This window comes from Neobacillus drentensis (assembly GCF_036966985.1).
Lineage (GTDB): Bacteria > Bacillota > Bacilli > Bacillales > Cytobacillaceae > Neobacillus > Neobacillus drentensis_E.
In genome coordinates this window covers 1,326-1,659 of the sequence record NZ_JBALSN010000752.1, presented here as the reverse complement: position 1 = coordinate 1,659, position 334 = coordinate 1,326, and the positions used below count along the sequence as shown (strand labels likewise).

General features: G+C 36.8%; 1 pseudogene. It reads right to left on the bottom strand.

The features are described 5' to 3' along the window. Positions 1 to 119: 119 nt before the first annotated feature. A pseudogene (locus tag V7659_RS31375) lies at positions 120 to 334 on the bottom strand (MBL fold metallo-hydrolase); the annotation flags it as partial.

Below are 334 nucleotides of genomic sequence, written 5' to 3'. Positions count from 1 at the left end.
CACAGAAGTTACTATATGCTGTATGTTTTAAATATGTGTATGAATTTTTTCAAAATGTTATTTTGTTTTTCATTTATTTTAATTAGATTTTTTCCAATATAATTGCCGTGGTATTCTACTTAAATCCTCCACCACTGCTTGGTCGGAAAGTCTTTTGAAGTAATTACGACCGTTTCCCCTATTTTGGGTGTTGAAATATTGACCTGGTGTTTTAATGCGGCTTCTGTTACTCTTTCCACCGGATCTGTCCACGCATGAAAGGCAAGTGTAAACGCACCCCAATGGACTGGAATTAACAACTGTCCTCCAAGATCCAAATGAGCTTGTACCGTCT